Origin of the sequence: Aeromonas sp. DSM 116730, assembly GCF_046581335.1 — a bacterium.
Lineage (GTDB): Bacteria > Pseudomonadota > Gammaproteobacteria > Enterobacterales > Aeromonadaceae > Aeromonas > Aeromonas rivipollensis.
On the sequence record NZ_CP144265.1, the window covers coordinates 4019553 to 4038141 of the forward strand.

Annotated in this window: 15 protein-coding genes; 7 read left to right on the forward strand and 8 right to left on the reverse strand. The window is 62.5% G+C overall.

What is annotated here, in order from left to right:
• From Aeroheme_RS18515 to nudF, 4 genes are all read right to left on the reverse strand, one after another.
• Positions 1-588, reverse strand: a complete 588-nt coding sequence (locus Aeroheme_RS18515) for a YqiA/YcfP family alpha/beta fold hydrolase (RefSeq protein ID WP_139744088.1) — start codon at positions 586-588, stop codon at positions 1-3.
• Positions 589-601: 13 nt separating this feature from the next.
• A complete protein-coding gene (gene cpdA, locus Aeroheme_RS18520) occupies positions 602-1420 on the reverse strand; it encodes a 3',5'-cyclic-AMP phosphodiesterase (protein WP_111913459.1) in 819 nt (272 codons plus the stop codon).
• Positions 1421-1447: 27 nt separating this feature from the next.
• The gene (locus tag Aeroheme_RS18525) at positions 1448-1894 is read right to left on the reverse strand and encodes a DUF1249 domain-containing protein (RefSeq protein ID WP_025325573.1); all 447 of its coding nucleotides are present in this window, start codon (positions 1892-1894) and stop codon (positions 1448-1450) included.
• Positions 1895-1978: 84 nt separating this feature from the next.
• The gene (nudF, locus tag Aeroheme_RS18530) at positions 1979-2620 is read right to left on the reverse strand and encodes an ADP-ribose diphosphatase (RefSeq protein ID WP_025325572.1); all 642 of its coding nucleotides are present in this window, start codon (positions 2618-2620) and stop codon (positions 1979-1981) included.
• Positions 2621-2927: 307 nt separating this feature from the next.
• Here nudF and tolC point away from each other — a divergent pair, with 307 nt between their 5' ends.
• Entirely contained in the window at positions 2928-4253 is a 1326-nt protein-coding gene (tolC, locus tag Aeroheme_RS18535; RefSeq protein WP_106885089.1) for an outer membrane channel protein TolC, read from the forward strand.
• A 109-nt stretch (positions 4254-4362) separates the two neighbouring features.
• Here tolC and hldE read toward each other — a convergent pair whose 3' ends face one another.
• The gene (hldE, locus tag Aeroheme_RS18540) at positions 4363-5790 is read right to left on the reverse strand and encodes a bifunctional D-glycero-beta-D-manno-heptose-7-phosphate kinase/D-glycero-beta-D-manno-heptose 1-phosphate adenylyltransferase HldE (RefSeq protein WP_106885090.1); all 1428 of its coding nucleotides are present in this window, start codon (positions 5788-5790) and stop codon (positions 4363-4365) included.
• A 253-nt stretch (positions 5791-6043) separates the two neighbouring features.
• Here hldE and lpxL point away from each other — a divergent pair, with 253 nt between their 5' ends.
• Positions 6044-6967 carry an LpxL/LpxP family Kdo(2)-lipid IV(A) lauroyl/palmitoleoyl acyltransferase gene (lpxL, locus tag Aeroheme_RS18545; protein ID WP_411166338.1) on the forward strand — a complete coding sequence of 308 codons (924 nt, stop codon included), beginning with the start codon at positions 6044-6046 and terminating at the stop codon, positions 6965-6967.
• A 64-nt stretch (positions 6968-7031) separates the two neighbouring features.
• Here lpxL and Aeroheme_RS18550 read toward each other — a convergent pair whose 3' ends face one another.
• From Aeroheme_RS18550 to Aeroheme_RS18560, 3 genes are all read right to left on the reverse strand, one after another.
• Positions 7032-9011 (reverse strand): bifunctional 2',3'-cyclic-nucleotide 2'-phosphodiesterase/3'-nucleotidase, encoded by a 1980-nt coding sequence (locus tag Aeroheme_RS18550; protein ID WP_411167262.1) that lies wholly within the window; start codon positions 9009-9011, stop codon positions 7032-7034.
• Positions 9012-9138: 127 nt separating this feature from the next.
• A complete protein-coding gene (gene lysE, locus Aeroheme_RS18555) occupies positions 9139-9759 on the reverse strand; it encodes an L-lysine exporter (protein ID WP_106885093.1) in 621 nt (206 codons plus the stop codon).
• Between the two features lie 264 nt (positions 9760-10023).
• Complete coding sequence (locus tag Aeroheme_RS18560) at positions 10024-10806, reverse strand: LuxR family transcriptional regulator (RefSeq protein ID WP_106885094.1); 783 nt, start codon at positions 10804-10806, stop codon at positions 10024-10026.
• A gap of 64 nt (positions 10807-10870) precedes the next feature.
• Between Aeroheme_RS18560 and Aeroheme_RS18565 the strand changes: the two genes are divergently transcribed.
• The 5 genes from Aeroheme_RS18565 (at position 10871) to Aeroheme_RS18585 (ending at position 18558) form a co-directional block, all read left to right on the forward strand.
• A complete protein-coding gene (locus tag Aeroheme_RS18565; RefSeq protein ID WP_290029443.1) occupies positions 10871-11497 on the forward strand; it encodes an acyl-homoserine-lactone synthase in 627 nt (208 codons plus the stop codon).
• Between the two features lie 239 nt (positions 11498-11736).
• Positions 11737-12636 carry a LysR family transcriptional regulator ArgP gene (locus Aeroheme_RS18570; protein WP_111913447.1) on the forward strand — a complete coding sequence of 300 codons (900 nt, stop codon included), beginning with the start codon at positions 11737-11739 and terminating at the stop codon, positions 12634-12636.
• A gap of 100 nt (positions 12637-12736) precedes the next feature.
• Entirely contained in the window at positions 12737-14773 is a 2037-nt protein-coding gene (locus Aeroheme_RS18575) for an exoribonuclease II (protein ID WP_234677402.1), read from the forward strand.
• A gap of 673 nt (positions 14774-15446) precedes the next feature.
• Positions 15447-17375: a PTS mannitol transporter subunit IICBA gene (locus Aeroheme_RS18580; RefSeq protein WP_411166339.1), complete on the forward strand. Its 1929-nt coding sequence runs from the start codon at positions 15447-15449 to the stop codon at positions 17373-17375.
• A gap of 37 nt (positions 17376-17412) precedes the next feature.
• Entirely contained in the window at positions 17413-18558 is a 1146-nt protein-coding gene (locus Aeroheme_RS18585; protein WP_163148016.1) for a mannitol-1-phosphate 5-dehydrogenase, read from the forward strand.
• Positions 18559-18589 lie beyond the last annotated feature (31 nt).

The window sequence follows — 18589 nt, forward strand, 5'->3', positions numbered from 1 at the left end:
CTAGAGCCCGAGGAAGCGCACTATCTGGGCGGGATAGCGCTCGAAGCCGACGAAGGCGTGGTTGCCGCCGCACTCCAGGGAGAGGCGGGCAAACTCGTATTCCCTCAAGGCCTTGCGATAGTCGAGCACCTCATCCTCCTGCTGTTGCAGGATCCAGAGCCGCTCGGGGGCGCTCACCGGCACCGCCAGCGCCCGCAGCTCGTCCATGTGGGTCGGCAGCAGCTCGTAGCGCTCGTCGGTATAGGGATTGACCTGGTGGCCCAGGTAGTCGCAGAGCAGTTCATGGGGGCGCACCGCCGGATTGATCAGCGCCGCGCGGCAGCCATGCAGCTCGCTCACCCGGGTCGCCATAAAGCCGCCGAGGGAGCTGCCCACGGCACCTAGCCTGAGGCGGCCATCATGGCGAGCCCTGGCCTCGGCAATGACGGCTTCGATGGCCTCCCAGGCCGCCGCCGGGGTATTGGGCTGGGCCGGGATAAGCACTTCGATGTCGGGCCTGTGCTCGGCCACCCAGGCAGCCATCTGCTGCGCCTTGGCCGAGCCGGGCGATGAGTTGAAACCGTGCAGATAGAGCAGAACCGGGGTCATGATGGCGGACTCCTCAATACCCGGTGGCGTTGGGGTCGGGCACGAACTGCCCCACCGGCAACCGCCACACCTGGCTGGCAATGCGGCCATCCGGATGCAGGGTGAGATAACGCCAGCCCGGGCCGGACTCGTCCAGGGCGAAACCGTCGGAGAGCGGCTTGAACTGGATGCAGGTGGAGGGGCTGGCGATCAGCCTCACCCCCTGGTGCACCTCGTCAAACTCCTGATGCACATGGCCGAACAAGATGGTCTTCTGCTGGGGATGGCGGGCCAGCACGGCGAAGAGATCGTCGGCATTCTTGAGATTGTGCTGATCCAGCCAGGCGCAGCCCACCGGCACCGCCTGATGGTGCAGGGCGATGAGGGCGTGGCGCTCGGGATGCTGACGCAGGGCGCTGTCCAGCGCCGCCAGCTGGTGATCGCCGAGCACCCCATGGGGTTTGCCGCGCACCTGGGTATCGAGCAGGATCACCTGCCAGTGGTCTCCCACCAGCTGCTTGGCTTCGCTGATCCCGGCGGCATGGAGGTACTCCGTCATCAGGGGGCCGTCATCGTGGTTGCCGGGCAACCAGTAGATGGGGCGCGCCAGCGGGGCCATCATGGAGGCGAACCGCTGATAGGATTCCGGGCTGTGATCCTGGGACAGATCCCCGGTGGCGAGGATCAGATCGAACGGATGCGCGTTGGCCTGCACCTGCTCCAGCACGGCGGCCAGGCTCTCTGCGGTTCGCACGGCCAGCAGTCGTCCCTCTGCACTGGCGAAGAGATGGGTATCGGTAATCTGTAACAGGCGCACACTGCCGTCCGGCGCCTGAGGTAGCTCTGTTTCCAAAATCACGCTTCTTTTTTATGGGTTCGACTAGAGGATGTTGATCAGGCTGGTGCCATGTTTGAGACAAAATCTTAGCCAATCGGCCAAGAATAGATTTACCTGCTCTTTTTCATCCCTGTGGTGCATTTTTTTATTGGGATAATCATAACGTGGTTGCAACATTGAAATCTGTTGCGCCGCACACACTTCCGCCATCCGCACATCGTGATACAAACGAATCTCTATACGAGCCTGCAAGTAGCTCGGCAACTCGGGATTGTGCTGGGCCAGGATCACCTGACTGGTGAAGCGGCTCTCTTCGCTGACGGTGAGCTGGAACTGCAGGCCGTTGCCCACCTGATAACGGCGCTCGGCCCCCACGCTGCCGCCGGGGGGCAGCAGCTTCATCAAGGCCATGTAATTGACCTCGCAGGTGCGCTGCAAGGACATCAGATCAGGCACATAACGCTTCATCGGGCTCTGGACTAATGGCATATCGCAACTCCATCAATCAGGGTCCATGGCGAGTTGACCTCGCAGGCAGGAGGCACATGGCACCTGGCGTGCACAAGCACCACCTTAGCGCCCCGCCAGCCAGCGGGCCTGCAGCTCGCCATGATTGAGGGCCAACCATTGCAGGGCGATGACGGAGGCGGCATTGTCGATGCGCCCCTCCTTGAGCCAGGCGTAGGCCTGCTCGCGGCTCACCACGTGCACCCGGATGTCTTCACCCTCTTCCGCCAGACCGTGGATCCCCGCCGCCTGGCTGGCATCCACCTCCCCCACATAGACCTCGATACGCTCTGTGCTGCCACCCGGGCTCACCAGGTAGCTGATGGCATGCTCGCAGCGACCCACCTCGATGCCCGCCTCTTCCACCGCCTCGCGGCGCACCACGGCTTCTGCTGTCTCCCCTTCATCTATGATGCCGGCCACCAGCTCCAGCAGCCAGGGAGTGGGGCTGGTCTCGATGGCTCCGATGCGGAACTGCTCCACCAGCACTATCTGGTCGCGCACGGGATCATAAGGCAGCAGCGCGGCCGCATGGCCCCGCTCGAACAGCTCGCGGACTATGGGCTCATTCCAGCCACCGGCAAATAACCTGTGTTGCAGGCGATAGACGTTCACTTTGAAAAAGCCGTTGTATCCAGATGATTTATCGATGATTTTCACATCATCACCGGAATAGTGACTGGTTTGAGGCAAGGCTTGCTGTGACATACGAGACTCCTACCAGCTTGACTTGGCTTGGTTTGACCATAATATTCGGGGGCATGAATGAACATTCATTCACTCGCTCTCGCCGACGATGAGGGATGGATTTTAGCAGCCACAGGACATTTGGCTAGGCGCGTGGCCGAGAAAACTCGCCCTGACTCTTGACGTTTCTGTCGCTGGAAAAGAGACAGTTCGCAATGAAATCTGCTTGTAGTAGAGTGGTTAAGCTGAAATCAAGCTTGGTCGGTGACAATCCCCTCCTTCATCCAGCGGACAGTTTTGGGTTGATAAATAAGGTTAAAACTATCATATGAAAAGAACACTCTTGTCAGTCATGGTGATGCTGGGTGTGAGCAGTGCCGCTCATGCCGAAAACCTGCTCGAAATCTACCAGCAAGCCCAGATCAAGGATACCCAGCTGCTGGAATCCAAGGCCAAGCGGGACCAAGCCTTCGAGAAGATCAACGAATCCCGCGCCGCTCTCTTGCCACAGATCAATCTGGGCGCCGGCCTGAACTACCTGCAGAACAAGGACGATACCCAGACCAACAGCGGTGCCAGCGGCAGCGTCACCCTGGATCAGTCCGTCTATCGTCGCAGCAACTGGGTCAACCTGGACCTGACCGAGAAGAGCGCCACCCAGTCCGACGTGGCCTACAACCTCGAGTACCAGAACCTGATGCTGCGTACCGCTCAGGCCTATTTCGACGTGCTCAAAGCGATGGATACCCTGGAGTTCGTCCGTGCCAACAAGACCGCGGTAGAGCGTCAACTGGAACAGACCCAGCAGCGCTTCGAAGTGGGCCTGACCGCCATCACGGACGTGCATGAAGCCGAGGCCGAGCGCGATCAGGCGCTGGCAGACGAGATCAATGCCGAGAACACCCTGGACAACAGCTACGAGAGCCTGCGCGAGCTGACCGGCATCGATCATCGCCAGCTGGACGTGCTCAACACCGAGCGTTTCGCCCCGCAGAAGACCCCGTTCAACTCCGACAAGTGGCTGGAGCTGGCCCTGGACAAGAACCTTGAGCTGCACAGCGCCCGCATCGGCAAGGACATCGCCAAGGAGCAGATCGATCTGGCCAAGACGGGCCATGAGCCGACCCTGGATCTGGGCGCCGGCCTCACCGCCGGTTACAACGACTACAAGGACGAGATCCGCAACCCCGAGAGCAACAGCAATCAGGGCAACATCGGTCTGAACTTCAACCTGCCGCTCTACACCGGGGGCGCCACCACCTCCCAGGTCAAGCAGGCCCAGTTCAACTACGTGGCCGCCAGCGAGCAGCTGGAGCGCAGCTTCCGCTCGGTGCAGAGCACAGTGCGTTCCTCCTATAACAACGTGAACGCCAGCATCGGCTCGGTGCGCGCCTACAGCCAGTCCGTCATCTCCGCCGACAGCGCCCTGAAGGCGACCGAGGCCGGTTATGAAGTGGGTACCCGGACCATAGTCGACGTGCTGGACTCCACCCGCAAGCTGTACCAGGCCAAGCAGAAACTCTCCGAGGCCCGTTACAACTACATCCTCAGCATCCTCTCCCTCAAGCAGGCCGCCGGCATACTGGAGCAGAAGGATCTGGAAGACGTGAACCAGGGCCTGATGCCCGCCGCCCAGGTCACCAAGAAGTCCTGAGCCGGATTCACGGCATGAAAAAAGGCGACCTTAGGGTCGCCTTTTTGCTGCCTGCTTGCCGCTCGCCAGGAGCGAGTGGTCAGGCACATCCGGCCGAGGCCGGATGTGCTCAGCCGCGCTCGCGTATGGTCTTGATGATCTCGCTGGTGGAGCAGCCGTCCTCGAAGTTCAGCACCCGCACCTCGCCACCGTTGGCGGTCACTTCGGCATAGCCGGCGATCTCTTCGGGCTTGTAGTCGCCCCCCTTGACCAAGAGGTCTGGCAGGATCTCGGCGATCAGTCGCTGGGGCGTGTCCTCACCGAAGGGCACCACCCAATCCACGGCACCCAGGGCCGCCAGCACCGTCATGCGGCGCTCGGTGGGGTTGACCGGACGGCCCGGCCCCTTGAGGCGGCGCACGGACTCATCGGTGTTGACCGCGACTATCAGGCGATCCCCCAGCTTGCCCGCATTGGCCAGGTAGGAGACGTGGCCCGCATGCAGGATGTCGAAGCAGCCGTTGGTCATCACCACCTTCTCGCCGCGCAGGCGGGCGGCCTGCACGGCCACCTTGAGCTGGGCCTCGGACATGACGCCAAAGCCGGTCTCCTGCTCGGTGTAGAGGGCGTTGGCCAGTTCCACCGGGCTCACTGTGGAGGTACCCAGCTTGCCCACCACTATGCCGGCTGCTGTGTTGGCCAGGGCACAGGCCTCGTCCAGGCTCATGCCGGCGGCAAGCGACGTCGCCAGGGTGGAGATGACGGTATCGCCGGCACCGGTCACGTCATAGACCTCGTGAGCCTGAGCCGGCAGGTGCAGCTCGGGCTGCCCTTCGCGGATCAGGGTCATGCCGTTCTCGGAACGGGTCACCAGCAGGGCGTCCAGCTCGAAGCGCTTGACCAGCTCCAGCCCCTTGGCGACCAGCTCCTCTTCGCTCTTCACCTTGCCCACCACGGCCTCGAACTCGGACATGTTGGGGGTCAGCAGGGTAGCGCCGCGATACTTCTCGAAATCCGTCCCCTTGGGATCCACCAGCACAGGGATGCCGGCGGCGCGGGCGCGGGCAATCATGCCAGGCACGTCGTTCAAGGCGCCCTTGCCGTAGTCGGAGAGGATCATCACATCGGCCCCCGGCAGCGCCTGCTCCACCTTGCCCATCAGCAGGCTGGCGTCCACGTCGTGGAAGGCCTCTTCGAAATCGAGGCGCAGCAGTTGCTGGTTGCGGGACAGCACCCGCAGCTTGGTGATGGTCGGGTAGTCGGTCAGACGAACGAAATCACAGGCGACCTTGACCCCTGCCATCTGGCCGGCCAGGGCATCGGCGGCCTCATCCTGACCGGTCAGCCCGAGCAACACGGCCTGGGCACCCAGGGCGGCAGAGTTCAGGGCCACGTTGGCGGCGCCACCCGGGCGCTCCTCGATGTGCTCGACCTTGACCACGGGCACCGGCGCCTCGGGGGAGATGCGGCCGGTGGGGCCATGCCAATAGCGATCCAACATGACATCGCCAACGACCAGAACGCGGGCTTTCTCAAACTCGGGCAGGGTGATTTTCATCTGTATCGGCTCTCAAAACCTGAAAATTTCAGCGGCCGATTTTATCACACTCTTTTCCGGGACGTGAAAAAAGCACAGCCATGCCCGCCAAGGCGCATCCCGTCTGACCCCTCTGACCAGGTGATGGCGATTCGCACCCGCCCCCGTTTTTCGGATAGAATCCCCAGATTGCGAGTGACAGCCTATCCACGGGCACCGATCCCCCCGTGTCGGCTGGGCTCCCTCCTTTGCCTTTGTGAACAAGAGACTCTTCATGGCCCAAGAACATGCTCCCCGCCTCGAACCCCGTCTGTTCCATCCCCGTTACTGGGGCAGCTGGTTCGGTCTGTGCCTGCTCTGGTTGCTGGTACTGCTGCCCTGGCGCAGCCAGATGTGGCTGGGTCGCCAGCTCGGCACCCTGGCCCGCAAGGTGTTGAAATCCCGCGTCAAGATTGCCCGTCGCAACCTGGAGCTGGCAATGCCCGAGCTCAGTCGGGATCAGCGGGAAACCCTGCTCAAACAGAACTTCGAGAGCGTGGGCTGCGCCATCTTCGAGGTGGGCATGGCCTGGTTCTGGCCAGATTGGCGGATGCGCCGCCTGATGAAGGTGGAAGGGGAAGAGCATGTCATCGACGCCATCGAAAAGGGTCAGGGCATGCTGCTGCTCTCCTGCCACTTCCTGACGCTGGAGCTCAATGCCCGCTGCTTCGGCCTGGTGCGGCCCGGGGTCGGCGTCTATCGCCCCAACACCAATCCGGTGCTGGAGTACGCCCAGTACCACGGTCGCTGCGCCTCCAACAAGTACCTGGTGGATCGCATGGACGTGAAGGGGATGATCAAGGCGCTGCGCAACGGCGACGCCCTCTGGTATGCGCCTGATCACGACTACGGCAGCCACGCCAGTGTCTTCGTGCCCTACTTCGCGGTGGAGCAGGCGGCCACCATCACCGGCACCGCCACCCTGGCCAGGGTCAAGAACACAGTCACCCTGCCCTGCTACAACATCCGTACCCAGGAGGGCTACACCCTGCACATAGGGTCGCCGCTGGAAGGCTACCCGAGCGGCGACGACCTGGTCGATGCCGCCCGCGCCAACCGCGAGATTGAGGCCGCCGTGCGCAAGGCCCCGGAGCAGTACATGTGGCTGCATCGCCGCTTCAAGACCCGTCCCAGCCCAGACGACGCGGGTTTCTACTAAGGCCCCTTCCCAATGAAAAAGCCCTCGCATGACGAGGGCTTTTGCTATCTGAGGTTCACCACCATTACTGGCGGATCAGGCGGTAGATGGCGTAACCGGGATGTTTGGCGTCGTCCATCGCCAGGGTGGACTTGTACTCAAGATCCGCCCCCGCCAGGGCCTTGGCCTCATCGCTCGGCGAGGAGTAGAGCCGCACGTCAACCCCCACTGGCAGCGCCTTCATGTGCCAGTTGTTATTGGCCGCCGGGCTGAAGCCCGCCGGGTTGGCAGCAGACTGGGACTTGAGGTACTGGGCGATGATCTCCCGCGTCTCGAAGGGATCTTCGTGGACGATATTGCTGCCATCTATGCCCGGGAAGTGACCGCCGCCGCTGGCGCGGTAGTTGTTGGTCACCACGTAGAACTTCTGGGTCGGATCCACCGGCTGGCCGTTGAAGGTAAGGCCGCTGATGCGCTGACCGTCGCTCACCTTGAGCCCCTCCTTGCTGTAACGGGCCGGCTGGGTGATGTCCACCTCGTAGCTCACACCGTCGATCACATCGAAGTTGTAGGTCGGGAAGCTTTCGTTCACCAGCCACTGCACCTCTGTCTTGCCGGTGTCTATCTGGTTGAACTGGCCGGCGCTCATCTCCAGCCACTCCTTGACGGTGGCCCCGTTCACCTCGACCACCTGCAGGGTGTTCGGATAGATGTAGAGATCGGAGACGTTGCGCAGGGAGATGTTCCCCTGGGCCACATAGGTGAAGTCATTGATGCCGTTGCGCCCGCCGCGGAAGGGGGCTGCCACCGACAGTATGGGGTAGGACTCCTTGAGCAGACCGTCTCGTTGCAGCTGCTCGGCGTGCTGACGCTGGGCATCGCTTACCAGCTGCACCGAAGGGTCGTCCTGCACCAGGGCGAAGAAGCTGTGAATGGGAGAGGTGATCTTGCCCAGCGGCTCGTCCAGCCACTGGTTGGTGGCGTCGTGATCCGCCTGCACCAGATCCACCACCCGCTGATCCACGGCGCTGCCTTCGCTTGAATCTATCTTGCGCAGGCTGGCCTGGCTCTGCTTCACCTGCCACTTGCCATCCACCTGCTCCAGCTTGAGATCTATGATGCCGAGGTGGTTGCCCCAGTAGCCGGGCATCACGGTCGGAATACCGCTCAGGGTGCCGGCCTTGTTGTCCACCTCGGGCAGGTCCGGGAAGTCGCCGGGGAAGTTCTTGTGGGCGTGACCCAGCATCAGGGCATCTATCCCCTTCACCTTGGCCAGGTGCCAGGCGGAGTTCTCCATCATGGCCTCGTAGCTGTTGGCATTGATGCCGGTGTGGGCCACCACCATCACCAGATCGGCGCCCTTGGCGCGCAGCTCGGGCACATAGTGGTTGGCGGTCTCGACCATGTCGGCCACCACCACCTTGCCTTCCAGATGGCGCTTGTCCCACTGCAGCACCTGGGGCGGCGTCAGACCCAGGATGCCGACCTTGACTGTCTGTGACTGGCCCTTGTCATCCGTCACCTGGCGCTCCAGCAGCAGATAAGGGGTGAACTTGTTGCCGCTCCAGTCAATCTGTCCCTTGGCGTCGCGCTTGAAGGCGCCCGCCTCGAACACGTTGGCGTTCACATAGGGGAACTCGGCCCCCGCCAGCACCTTGCCGAGGTAATCCAGGCCGTAGTTGAACTCGTGGTTGCCGAGGTTGCCCGCGTCATACCCCAGCTCGTTCATCGCCTTGAACACAGGGTGGGCCTGCTTCTCGAGGTAACCGGCACCGGACTGCTCGAAGATGTAGTCCGCCAGCGGCGTGCCCTGGATCAGGTCACCGTTGTCGAGCAACAGGTTGTTGGGGTTTTCGGCGCGGGCGGCTCGGATCAGCAGGGCGGTGCGGGAGAGGCCGAACTTGCGGTCTTCCTTGTTCTGGTAGTAGTCATACCCCAGCACGTTGGAGTGGATGTCGGAGGTCTGGATCAGGCGCAGGGAGACTGTCCCCGGCTGCGCCTTGCTGTCATTTTCATTGCTGCAGGCGGTCAGCAGCACGATGGCGGCGATTGCCCCCAGCTTCATGGAGTTATTCACTGTCTTTTCCCTTTTATTATGAGTAACGCTTTACCAGCGCCGGGAATTTAACAGACGAATATGTCAGCAGATGACACCGGGACTCATTTTTATGAAGCCCGGCACAAAAATAGCCTTATGAGGCCAGCAGAGCCCCGCTTGCCAGCTTGACCGCCAGCACCAGCATTATGATACCGACAACCATATCAATGACTTGCTGCACCCTGCTCCGGGCAAGCCAGGGAGAAAGTGCCGCCGCCCCGAAGGCCAGCCCGTAGAACCACACCAGAGAGGCCAGCATGGCCCCTGCGGCGAAGGCGGGCCGCAGATCCTCGGCAAACTGGCTGCCGAAGGAGCCGAGCAGCATCAGGGTATCCAGATAGACGTGGGGGTTGAGCAGGGTCACCCCTAGCGTCATGGCCAGCACGCTCTTGACCCCCATCAGCTGGGGAGAGTCCGCCAGGGCCGCCCCCTGCCCGCGCCAGGCACTGCGCAGGGAACGCACCCCGAACCAGCCGAGAAACAGCACGCCGCCCCAGGTCAGCAGCGCCAGTCCGATGGGGCTGGCCGCCAGCAGGTTGGCACCGCCAAACACCCCTATGCCGATCAGCACGAGATCGCACAGGCAGCAGAGGGTCGCCGTCAGCAGATGGTGGTTGCGGTGAATGCCTCGGCTCAGCACGAAGGCATTCTGGGCACCTATGGGGATGATCATGGCAAGGCCGAGGGTAAAGCCCTGCAGTGTGGTCGCAAACATGGACAAACCTTTGTGTGGGAGATCTGGGGGCACTATAAGGGGAGGCGTGTAATCAGAGAAATTCATTCATTTTCTGATGCATTCAAAAAACTGATAAGGCGGGGCGAAAAACGACATCTGGCAGGCTGTCAATTGCAGGATCTGACAATTGTGGCCCCGGGGGCCCGCCCCGAGAATCGCCAAAGCGACGGGATCGGCTTGGGACACTGGGTGATGGCGACAGAGGAGATGCCGAGCGACAGGACAGCGTCGCCAGGCCGGCATTCACTGCAACAGTCTGGGGAAGTTGGTGACCACCACCTGCTCCAGATTCGGCAGCAAGATACCGCTGCTGACCCCTTTGGCGATGGCCTGGTAGCGATTCATCGACCCCGTTTTGCGGGTGACCTGGTTGAGGTGGTAGTTCACGGTGCGCTCGGTGATCCCGAGGATGCAGGCGATCTCCCCCGATGTCTTCCCTTCGCTGGCCCAGAACAGGCACTCGGTCTCCCTATCCGTCAGGGCCTCCTGGGGATCCTCCTCCCTCATGCTTTGGCGCACTATCCGGATCGCCGCCTCGAAGATGTAGTTGGACATCCAGGAGAGGATGGGCGAGGACTCCAGCAGCAGGTCACTGGATGCCCGCTCCCGGGTGATGAACGACAGTATGCCGTTCTCCCCCGTCGCCCCGTGCAGCGGAAACGAGATGCCGTTGCGCAAGCCGAACTCCGCCGCCAGCCCCATCACGTCCATGCTCCCCTCTTGCAGGAAGCGCGCCTTCTCGTCCAGCCGGTTCCAGTAGATGGGCAGGGTCTGTGTGCGGGCGAGCTGGATGATGGGATCACAGGCCAGCATGTTGTTCACCGTGTAGGCCTGCACCCAGGAGTCCGGGCACTGGTTGAACAACACCACCTTGGGCCTTTGCATCGACATGGGCAGGATGAGCGCAAATCGATAGTAGTCGTAGCCCATGCCCAGGGTGAAGCGGCCGATCAGCTCGGCCAGCCGGTTTCCATCCGTTACCAGCGTGAAATGTTCCAGATACTCAAGCAGTTGGTCGCGTGTCATAGGCTAGCCTCCCCTGGCCAAGGCCTTGGATTATAGCGCCTAACCATGAAATGGAGAGACATGAATGCTTGTTTTCAAAGGAAAATTGAAAGAACACCCCAGATGGGAGGTCGAAAACGAGCTTTATCGCTTTCGCAAGCGCGTCTTCTCCGATCGGCTCGGTTGGGACGTGGAATCCCACCGGGGTCTGGAGCGGGACAGCTTCGACAAGCCCGATACCCACTGGGTGCTGATTGAAGATGAAGAGGGTCTGTGCGGCTGCATCAGGCTACTCAGTTGCGCCCAGGACTACATGCTGCCCAGCATATTTCCCGGTGCCCTCGCCGGCGAGCGTCCCCCGCGCGGCGCCGATGTCTGGGAGCTGACCCGGCTTGCCATCGATGCCGGCCGCGCTCCCGCGCTCGACAACGGCATCAGCGAGCTGACCTGCGTCATCTTCCGCGAGGTTTATGCCTTCGCCAGGGAACAGGGGATCCGGGAGCTGGTCGCCGTGGTCAGCCTGCCGGTGGAGCGCATCTTCCGCCGCCTCGGCCTGCCCATAGAGCGGCTCGGCCACCGTCAGGCGGTGGATCTGGGGGCGGTGCGCGGAGTCGGGATCCGCTTCCAGCTGGACGAGCGCTTCGAGCGCGCCGTCAACCGTCCCCTGCGGGGGGAGTACGTCCCGGCCGGAGAGCTGCTCGGCATGAGCTGACCCCATAAAAAAGTCCCGGGCTGACACCCGGGACCAAAACTCTCGCTATGGCCCGTTTCCACCCCATGCAAAAACGGACCGAATGAGTATCTTATGAATCTCACTTTGTCGCTACTGTCACATCTCACAGTGACAGCCCGGGATGCCCCCACGCAGTGCCCGCCGTCGGGCCTGGTTGTTCTCCCTCCCCCGCTCCAGTAGCATCCTTGCTCAATCCCCTTCTCTGATAAGGAATGCTGATGAAGACGCTGGACTACAAGCTGCTGCTGGCACTGGATGCCGTGATGCAGGAGCAGAACTTCGAGCGCGCCGCCCAGCGTCTGCACATCACCCAGTCCGCCATCTCCCAGCGCATCAAGCAGCTGGAGCAGCAGTTTGCCGAGCCGCTGATCATCCGCAGCCAGCCCCTGCAGGCCACGGCCCTCGGGCAGAAGCTGCTGGCCCACTACCGTCAGGTACGCCAGCTGGAGTTGGAGCTGGCGGGCGAACTCTCCCCCAGCGAGCCCCAGGCGCCGATCCGGGTCAGCATAGCCGTCAACGCCGACAGCCTGGCCACCTGGTTTCTGCCCGCCCTGGCCCCCCTGCTGGAACAGCACCCCATAGAGCTGAACCTGCTGGTGGATGACGAGAGCCGCACCCTCGACAAGGTGCGCGAGGGCCAGGCGTTCGGCGCAGTCAGCCTGCAGCCGCAGGCCCTGGCCGGTTGCTGCGTCGACGAACTCGGCGAGATGCGCTACCTGCTGACCGCCAGCCCCGCCTTCGTCGCCCGCCACTTCCCCCACGGGCTCACCCCGGCGGCGCTGGCCAAGGCACCGGCGGTCGCCTTCGATCAGCGCGACGATATGCACGTCAGCTTCATGGCCCGCCACTTCGCCCTGGCCCCCGGCGGTTACCCCTGCCACACGGTGCGCTCGTCGGAGGCCTTCGTCGCCATGGCCGAGCAGGGGCTGGCCTGCTGTCTCATCCCCGAGTTGCAGATCCGCCAGCAGCTCGCACAGGGGCTGCTGCTCGATCTCAGCCCGGATCTCCACCTGGTCGAGCGCCTCTACTGGCACCGCTGGGTGCTGGAGCGGGGGCTGCACAAGCAGATCTCATTGCGCCTGATCGAGCAGGGTCGCCGGGCACTGCAACCCCGCTGAGCGGGCCATTCACCTTGGCTTTGGAGGGGTAAAAACGTATAGTGCTGGGCGATCCTTCATCAGGTCTCCACCCAGGTTTTCCACTTCAGGTTCCTCACTTATGTTCCAAGACAATCCGCTGCTGGCCCAGCTCAAGCAACAAATCCGCGAAAACATCCCCAAGAAAGAGGGTGTTATTCGCGCCTCCGATCGGGGCTTCGGCTTCCTGGAGGTCGATGAGAAGACCAGCTATTTCGTGCCGCCTCCCTACATGAAGAAGGTGATGCACGGTGACCGGGTGAGCGCCCTGATCCGTACCGAGAAAGAGAAGGAAGTGGCCGAGCCGGATGCCCTGCTGGAGCAGGCCGTGGTTCGCTTCGTCGGCCGCGTCAAGATGTTCCGCGACCGCCTCAACGTGGTGCCTGATCACCCCCTCATCAAGGACGCCATCAAGGCCCGCGCCAAGAAGGGTCTGGACGAGAAGTCCTTCAAGGAAGGGGACTGGGTGGTGGCGACCCTCAAGCGTCACGCCCTGGTGGATGGCAACTTCTCCGCCGAGATAACCCAGCTCATCGCAGACAAGGACGATCACAACGTGCCCTGGTGGGTGGTGCTGGCGCGCCACAACCTGGCCCAGATCGAGCCGGCGGACCTGCCCGAGTGGAACGTCATCGAAGAGGAAGAGCTGCCCCGTCGCGATCTGACCCAGGTGCCCTTCTTCACCATAGATGGCGCCAAGACCAAGGACATGGATGACGCCCTCTCCATCCGCAAACTGGACAACGGCTGGGAGCTGCTGGTCGCCATCGCCGATCCGACCGCCTATGTGGCCGAAGGCAGCGAGCTGGACCAGGAAGCCGCCAAGCGCGCCTTCACCGTCTACATGCCGGGCCGCAATGTGCCCATGATACCGCGCACCCTATCCGACGAGCTCTGCTCCCTGAAAGAGGGCGAGGAGCGCAACACCCTGTGCGCACGTCTGCTGATCGCCGAGGATGGCCTGCTGCTGGAAGAGACCGAATTCTTCGCCGCCCGCATCGTCTCCCACGCTCGTCTGAACTATGACGACGTCTCCGACTGGGCCGAGCACGGCAAGGCGCTGGACATAGACGCCGGCGTCCTGGCCCAGCTGCCGCTGATGAAGGCCATGACGGAGGCGCGTATCAAGTGGCGCACCGAGCACGCCCTGGTGTTCCCGGACCGTCCCGACTACGACTTCGAGCTGGGTGAGAACGGCGCCGTGCTGGCCATCCATGTGGAGCCGCGCCGCATCGCCAACCGGATGATCGAAGAGTCGATGATAGCCGCCAACATCTGCGCCGGTCGCGTGCTGGGCAAGAGCGTCGGCTACGGCATCTTCAACGTCCACACAGGGTTCGATGAAGAGTCCCTCGACGGCGCCATCGATCTGCTCAAGAGTGCCGAGGCCCCGTTCGAGAAGGAAGAGATCGCCAGCCTGACCGGCTTCTGCGCCCTGCGCCGCTGGATCGACAGCCTGGACACCCGCTGGCTGGACGGCAAGATCCGCCGCTTCCAGAGCTATGCCCTGATGTCCGCCGAGCCGGGTGCCCACTACGGCCTGGGGCTGGATGCTTACGCCACCTGGACTTCCCCGATCCGCAAGTACGGCGATATGGTCAACCATCGTCTGCTCAAGGCCGTCATCGCCGGCAAGACCCCGGGTGAGCGCCCGAGCCAGGAACTGACCGAACACCTGACCGAGTGCCGCCGCCTGCACCGCAGGGTGGAGCGCGATATCGGCGACTGGCTCTATGTCCGTTACCTCCAGGCCGCCGCCGGTACCGATCAGGTGTTCAACGCCGAGATCATCGATGTGATGCGGGCCGGCCTCAAGCTGCGTCTGCAGGAGAACGGCGCCGTGGTCTTCATGCCCGCCCGCCATATCCTGGACAACAAGGACAGGCTGGAGTGCAATTGGGACAACGGTCGCGTCTACCTGGACAAGACAGAAGTGGTCTATGAGCTTGGCCAGATCATCGAGGTGAAGCTGAGCGAGGCGGTGGAAGAGACCCGCTCCCTCATCGCCAAACCGGCGGTGGCCCTGGTGCCGGGTCCGGCACCGGAAGCACCGGCAGCCGAGAGCACAGCAAGCGAGAGCAGCGAGGCTGCGGCCGACGCGGCCCCCAAGGCGGAATAAGCCCCGCTCCCCTGCACGCCAAGAGCCCGCAATATTGCGGGCTTTTTTTATGGGCACGGCAACCTGGGCAGCAGCCTCAGAGGGTGTGGATGGGCCGGGTCGGCCTGTGCTTGTGGCTGTGCCGACACTCCCGTTTTTCGCAGCGGGTATTGGCAGGGGTCGCCAGGGAGGCCAATCAGGGCCTGCCAAAGGAGGCGGGACAGCGCTCAAGTGGCCGAAAGCGCGGGGAGCAAAACTGAAAGTGGGTTACAAAACCACTGATTCATTGATTAGTAGTCGATGATGATGCGAGATCCATCGTCGCCATCCTCTGAATTGCCGTCACCAGGCATGCTCCAATTGGCTACAAATGAAAGATTTGTGATAGAAATCACATTGACATGGGGTTTGCGCAAACGACAAAGGGTGATCCGAGTCACATTAAAAAGCCGTTCATGACGAGAAAGATCGAAATGTAGCCAAACTACAGCGCCTGAATGTGATCGGTATCACCATGAAGGGAGGGGGGAGGTCGGGGTATTTGAGAGCTGGATCACAAGACACCCCGTTTTCAGCCTAATTTGATCACAAGCTGGTAGATTGAAGTTGCTTAGACGACAGGGATGGGGGTTCGGCAAAACCCGTCATCCCGACTACCACTTTCAATCACACAGGCTTAAAACGGGGTCCCGACATGTTATCACCGGATACCAAAGTCAAGATACAGAATTTTGGACGCTTCCTGTCCAATATGGTCATGCCCAACATAGGCGCCTTCATCGCCTGGGGCTTCATTACCGCCCTCTTCATCCCCACCGGCTGGCTGCCAAACGAAACCTTGGCCAAGCTGGTCGGCCCCATGATCACCTACCTGCTGCCCTTGCTGATTGGCTATACCGGCGGCAAGCTGATCGGGGGTGAGCGGGGTGCCGTGGTCGGTGCCATCACCACCATGGGCGTCATAGTGGGGACCGACATTCCCATGTTCATGGGCGCCATGATGGTCGGCCCGCTGGGTGGCTGGGCCATCAAGCGCTTCGACAAGGCGATGGAAGGTCGGGTCAAGAGCGGCTTCGAGATGCTGGTCAACAACTTCTCCGCCGGCATCATCGGCATGTTGTGCGCCATCCTCGCCTTCTTCGTCATAGGTCCCTTCGTCAAGGTGCTCTCCGGCGCCCTGGCCGGTGGCGTCGACTTCCTGGTCGCCCACGGTCTGCTGCCGCTGACTTCCATCTTCGTCGAACCGGCCAAGATCCTCTTCCTCAACAACGCCATCAACCACGGCATCTTCTCGCCGCTGGGGATCCAGCAGGCCACCGAGCAGGGTCGCTCCATCTTCTTCCTGATCGAAGCGAACCCGGGTCCGGGTCTGGGGGTGCTGCTGGCATACATGGTGTTCGGCCGTGGCGCCGCCAAGCAGTCCGCTGCCGGTGCCTCCATCATTCACTTCTTCGGTGGCATCCACGAGATCTACTTCCCCTACGTGCTGATGAACCCGCGCCTCATTCTGGCGGTGATCGCCGGTGGCATGACAGGGGTCTTCACCCTGACCCTGTTCAACGCCGGTCTGGTCTCCCCGGCCTCCCCGGGCTCCATCTTCGCCGTGCTCTTGATGACGCCGAAAGCCTCCCTCATCGGGGTGCTGCTCTCCATCATCGCCTCCGCCACCGTCTCCTTCCTGGTCGCCGCCGTGTTCGTCCGTGCCCAGCAGCCGGAAGCCGACGAGGCCGATGCCCTGGGTGAAGCCACCCGCAAGATGAAGAGCATGAAGGGTGCCAAACCCGAGACCACTGCGGCCAAGAAGCCGGGTGCCAAGCTGACTGCGGTGCGCAATATAGTGGTCGCCTGCGATGCTGGCATGGGCTCCAGCGCCATGGGCGCCGGCCTGCTGCGCAAGCGGGTGCAGGCCGCCGGGCTCAACATCAGCGTGACCAACCGCGCCATCGATCAGCTCGACGATCAGGTGGACTGGGTCATCACCCACAAGGATCTGACCGAGCGGGCCCGCCGCCACGCGCCCCACGCTCACCATATCTCCCTCTCCAACTTCCTCGACAACGCCCTCTATCAGGAGCTGGTGCAGAACCTCAGCCTGGCCAGGGCCGCCAACGACGACGTGGCCAACCCGCAACTGCTGGTGGCGGCCAACGACGACAGCTACGAGCCGCAGGCCGCCGAGGTCTTCACCCTGAGCCTCCAGGACGTGCACCTGGGCCTCAAGGCTGACAACAAGGAGGCCGCCATCCGGGCTGCCGGCAAGCTGCTGGCGGAGCGGGGCTATGTGGCGCCCGACTACGTCAACGCCATGCTGGAGCGTGAACAGCTGGTCTCTACCTACCTCGGCGAGTCCATCGCCGTCCCCCACGGCACCATAGCCGCCAAGGAGCACGTGAAGCGTACCGGCATCGTCATCTGCCAGTACCCGGCCGGGGTCGCCTTTGGCGAAGCCGCCGACGAGGTGGCGCGCCTGGTGATCGGCATCGCCGCCCGCAATGACGAACACATGCAGGTCATAACCCGCCTGACCAATGCACTGGATGAACCCGGTCTCATCGACCGGCTGGCCAGCACCCAGGATCCCCAGGAGTTCCTGGATCTGCTGGGGGCCGAACAGGCTGCCTAATCGTCCTTCATCGTCTTTGGTTATAGAGGTTAATATCATGAAAACATTGCATTTTGGTGCCGGCAACATAGGCCGTGGCTTCATCGGAAAACTGCTGGCGGACGCCAGCCATCAGGTCACCTTCGCCGACGTCAACGAGACCCTGATCGATCAGCTCAATCACCGCCAGGAGTACAAGGTCCACGTGGTGGGCACGGATCAGAAGCTGGACGTGGTGCGCAACGTGGCCGCCGTCAGCTCGGCCGGGCACGAGGTAATAGCCCGTATCATCACCGCCGATCTGGTGACCACGGCGGTGGGCCCCAACATACTGGACAAGATAGCCAGCACCCTGGCCAAGGGGCTGCAGGCCCGCTTCGATGCCGGCAACCTGACCCCGCTGAACGTCATCGCCTGCGAGAACATGGTGCGCGGCACCAGCCACCTCAAGCAGGAGGTACTCAAGTACCTGCCGGTCGCGTATCATGCCACCCTCGACAACTGCGTCGGCTTCGTCGACTCGGCGGTGGATCGCATAGTGCCGCCCGCCGCGGCCAACGATGATCCGCTGGAGGTGACGGTGGAGAGCTTCAGCGAGTGGATAGTCGACCAGACCCAGTTCAAGGGGGCGTTGCCCCAGGTGGCGGGCATGGAGCCCACCGACAACCTGATGGCCTTCGTCGAGCGCAAGCTGTTCACCCTCAACACAGGGCACATAGTCACCGCCTACCTCGGCAAGCTGCGGGGCTATCGCACTGTGCGGGAGGCGATCGAGGATCCGCTGATCCGCAGCAAGGTGCGCCGCGCCATGGAGGAGAGCGGGGCCGTGCTGGTGAAACGCTACGGCTTCGATCCCCGCCTGCATGCCGCCTACATAGAGAAGATCCTGTCCCGCTTCGCCAACCCCTATCTGGTGGATGAAATCGACCGGGTCGGCCGTCAGCCGCTGCGCAAGCTGGCGGCGGGGGACAGGCTGGTGAAGCCGCTGCTCGGTACCCTGGAGTACGGCCTGCCGAGCGACCACCTGCAGGAGGGCATAGCGGCGGCGCTGCACTATCACAACGACGATGATCCCCAGGCGGTGGAGCTGCAGGCCCTGCTGGCGGAGCTGGGCCCGGCCAGGACCCTGGCCCGGGTGACCGGGCTGGATGAAGGCAGCGACATAGTGCGCGCCATCGTCGCCCGTTATGACACCTTGAAGTGACCCCATGGGGCGCACTCGCCGGCAGCCCGAG

Excerpts from the sequence above, each read along its gene's own strand:
- Aeroheme_RS18515 (WP_139744088.1), bottom strand. The coding sequence starts at position 588 with ATGACCCCGGTTCTGCTCTATCTGCACGGTTTCAACTCATCGCCCGGC.
- Aeroheme_RS18525 (WP_025325573.1), bottom strand. The coding sequence starts at position 1,894 with ATGCCATTAGTCCAGAGCCCGATGAAGCGTTATGTGCCTGATCTGATG.
- nudF (WP_025325572.1), bottom strand. The coding sequence starts at position 2,620 with ATGTCACAGCAAGCCTTGCCTCAAACCAGTCACTATTCCGGTGATGAT.
- tolC (WP_106885089.1), top strand. The coding sequence starts at position 2,928 with ATGAAAAGAACACTCTTGTCAGTCATGGTGATGCTGGGTGTGAGCAGT.
- hldE (WP_106885090.1), bottom strand. The coding sequence starts at position 5,790 with ATGAAAATCACCCTGCCCGAGTTTGAGAAAGCCCGCGTTCTGGTCGTT.
- lpxL (WP_411166338.1), top strand. The coding sequence starts at position 6,044 with ATGGCCCAAGAACATGCTCCCCGCCTCGAACCCCGTCTGTTCCATCCC.
- Aeroheme_RS18550 (WP_411167262.1), bottom strand. The coding sequence starts at position 9,011 with ATGAAGCTGGGGGCAATCGCCGCCATCGTGCTGCTGACCGCCTGCAGC.
- lysE (WP_106885093.1), bottom strand. The coding sequence starts at position 9,759 with ATGTTTGCGACCACACTGCAGGGCTTTACCCTCGGCCTTGCCATGATC.
- Aeroheme_RS18560 (WP_106885094.1), bottom strand. The coding sequence starts at position 10,806 with ATGACACGCGACCAACTGCTTGAGTATCTGGAACATTTCACGCTGGTA.
- Aeroheme_RS18565 (WP_290029443.1), top strand. The coding sequence starts at position 10,871 with ATGCTTGTTTTCAAAGGAAAATTGAAAGAACACCCCAGATGGGAGGTC.
- Aeroheme_RS18570 (WP_111913447.1), top strand. The coding sequence starts at position 11,737 with ATGAAGACGCTGGACTACAAGCTGCTGCTGGCACTGGATGCCGTGATG.
- Aeroheme_RS18575 (WP_234677402.1), top strand. The coding sequence starts at position 12,737 with ATGTTCCAAGACAATCCGCTGCTGGCCCAGCTCAAGCAACAAATCCGC.
- Aeroheme_RS18580 (WP_411166339.1), top strand. The coding sequence starts at position 15,447 with ATGTTATCACCGGATACCAAAGTCAAGATACAGAATTTTGGACGCTTC.
- Aeroheme_RS18585 (WP_163148016.1), top strand. The coding sequence starts at position 17,413 with ATGAAAACATTGCATTTTGGTGCCGGCAACATAGGCCGTGGCTTCATC.